This window comes from Micrococcus sp. LASM2_SD2 (assembly GCF_057364565.1).
Genome location: NZ_JBNFOB010000302.1, coordinates 1 through 2,266, shown reverse-complemented (window position 1 = coordinate 2,266; position 2,266 = coordinate 1). Strand labels below are relative to the sequence as shown.

Below are 2,266 nucleotides of genomic sequence, written 5' to 3'. Positions count from 1 at the left end.
CGGGCCGAGCCCGGGGAACCTGCGGCGGACGGCGTCGACGGCCCGTTTCGGCCGCTCCCCAGTCTGCCGCACGGCCGCCGGCAGCGTCGTCGAAGAGGCTCTGCTGACGGGGAGCACGCTCGTCCGTGAGCCGCTCCGCGCGCACGCCGACCAGTCGCAGCGGATGCCGTCGTTCGGCGAGCAGGTCACGGACGGCGCGGCGTGCCGGAGCGGAGAGGTCGTGTCCCGAGTCGGTGGGATCCGGCAGCCGTGCCACGCGGGAGCGCACCTGCCCCTGAGGAGACTTCACGCGCACGGTGAGGCCGCCTGCCAGGACGCCCTCGGTCCGCAGGCGACCGGCCACGTGATGGCACAGTCGCAACACGTGGCGGTCGATCTCGTCCGGGTCGGTGGGGTCGTCGTCGAACGTGTGGTCCGCCCCGATGCTTCGATGCCCCTCCTCCTGACGCACGGGCCGCGGGTCGAAGCCCCGGGCGAGGTCCTCGAGCCGTGCCCCGGCCTCCCCGAACCAGGACTGCAGTCGCCCCTCCGGCAGCGCGGCCGCGTCGCCGATCGTCTCCACCCCACGAGTGCGCAGCCGCTGTGCCAGCACGGGTCCGACGCCCCAGAGGTGGTCGATGGGGCGCGGATGCAGGAACTCCAGCAGGCGCTCGCCCGGCACCACCACGAGCCCGTCCGGCTTCGCGGCGGTGGAGGCCATCTTGGCCACGAACTTCACCGGCGCCGCCCCCACCGAACAGGGCAGGCCCAGCTCGGCGCGGACACGCTCCCTGATCGCGGCGCCGATCCTCGCGGGCGGGCCCAGCCTGCGCCGTGAACCGGACACGTCCAGGAACGCCTCGTCCACGCTGAGCTGCTCGCGCACGGGGGTCACGCGGTCCAACAGGGCCATCACCTCGGCGGACACGGAGCGGTAGACGCTCTGCCGCGGTTCCACGAGGCGCAGCTGCGGACACTGCCGCAGGGCCTGTCCCACGGGCATCGCCGACCGCACGCCGAACGCCCTCGCCTCGTACGAGGCGGAGAGGATCACCGAGCGCAGCGACCTGCCCGCCACGGCGGCGGGGATCCCCCGCAGGTCCGGACGCTCGCGCAGCTCCACGGACAGGAAGAAGGCGTCCATGTCCACATGGAGGACGGTGGCGTCCTCCCCCGTGAGCGCGGGCGCGGGCTGCTGCATGTCTCCGACCCTACCCACAGGGCGGACGGCATAGGGTGGGCGCATGCCGCAGAACACCCCGCATGCCAGCCTCACTCCGGAGCAGTTCCGCGCCGCGGTCGCCGACCGCCTCACGGAGCTCCTGGACGCCCATCGCGCCCATGCCGCGCACATCCACCCGGAGGCCGCCGCGGTCGTGGACTCCATCTCGCGGCTCACGGCAGGGGGCAAGCGGCTGCGCGCGACCCTCGGCTGGCTCGGCTGGCGGGCGGCCGGCGGCGCCCCCGATGATCCGAGGATATTCACCGCCGGGGCGGCCTTCGAGCTGTTCCAGGCCGCCGCGCTGATCCATGACGACATCCTGGACCGTTCGGACACCCGGCGGGGCATGCCCGCCGTCCATCGGTCCTTCGAGGCGATGCACCGCTCCTCGGGCTGGCTTCAGGACCCCGCGCACTTCGGCGTCTCCGCGGCCGTCCTCGCCGGCGACGTCTGCCTCTCCCTCGCTGACACCGCCTTCCACGACACCTTCGCCGGCTCGCCGCGCGCGGACCGTGCGCGCCGGGAGATGGAGACGATGCGCTTCGAGGTGATGCTGGGTCAGTACCTGGACGTGCTCGCCGAGGTCGCACCTCCGGCCGAGGACCCGACGGCCGCCGCGCAGCGTGCGGAGACGGTGGTCGAGTACAAGTCGGCACGCTATTCGGCCGTGCACCCCATGGCCTTGGGAGCGCTGCTGGCCGGAGGCGACGACGGCCTCGTCGCCTCGTTCGAGTCCGTCACCCTTCCGTTCGGCCTCGCCTTCCAGTACCAGGACGACCTGCTGGGGATCTTCGGCGATCCGGAGCTGACGGGCAAGCCGTCCGGAGACGACCTGCGGGAGGGCAAGCGCACCGTGCTGATCGCGCACGCGCTGGACCTGCTGCCGGCAGAGGAGGCCGCCGCGCTGGAGGACGAGCTGGGACGTGCCGAACTCGGCGACGAGCAGGTGGCGCACTGGCAGGACACCCTGCGTCGCTGCGGCGCCGAGTCCCGGGTGCGGGGCCGAGATCGCTGCCCTCGTCGCCCGGGCGCGAGCAGGCGGCGGGCCGGCGTTGAGGCGGCCGG

Annotated in this window: 2 protein-coding genes; one reads left to right on the top strand and one right to left on the bottom strand. The window is 73.6% G+C overall.

What is annotated here, in order from left to right; translation table 11 throughout:
• Positions 1–1,180, bottom strand: a 1,180-nt coding sequence (dinB, locus tag AC2W7A_RS11705; RefSeq protein WP_485991496.1) for a DNA polymerase IV, incomplete at its 3' end; no start/stop codon positions are given.
• A gap of 43 nt (positions 1,181–1,223) precedes the next feature.
• Here dinB and AC2W7A_RS11700 point away from each other — a divergent pair.
• The coding region (locus AC2W7A_RS11700; protein ID WP_485991495.1) for a polyprenyl synthetase family protein at positions 1,224–2,266 on the top strand (1,043 nt) is incomplete at its 3' end.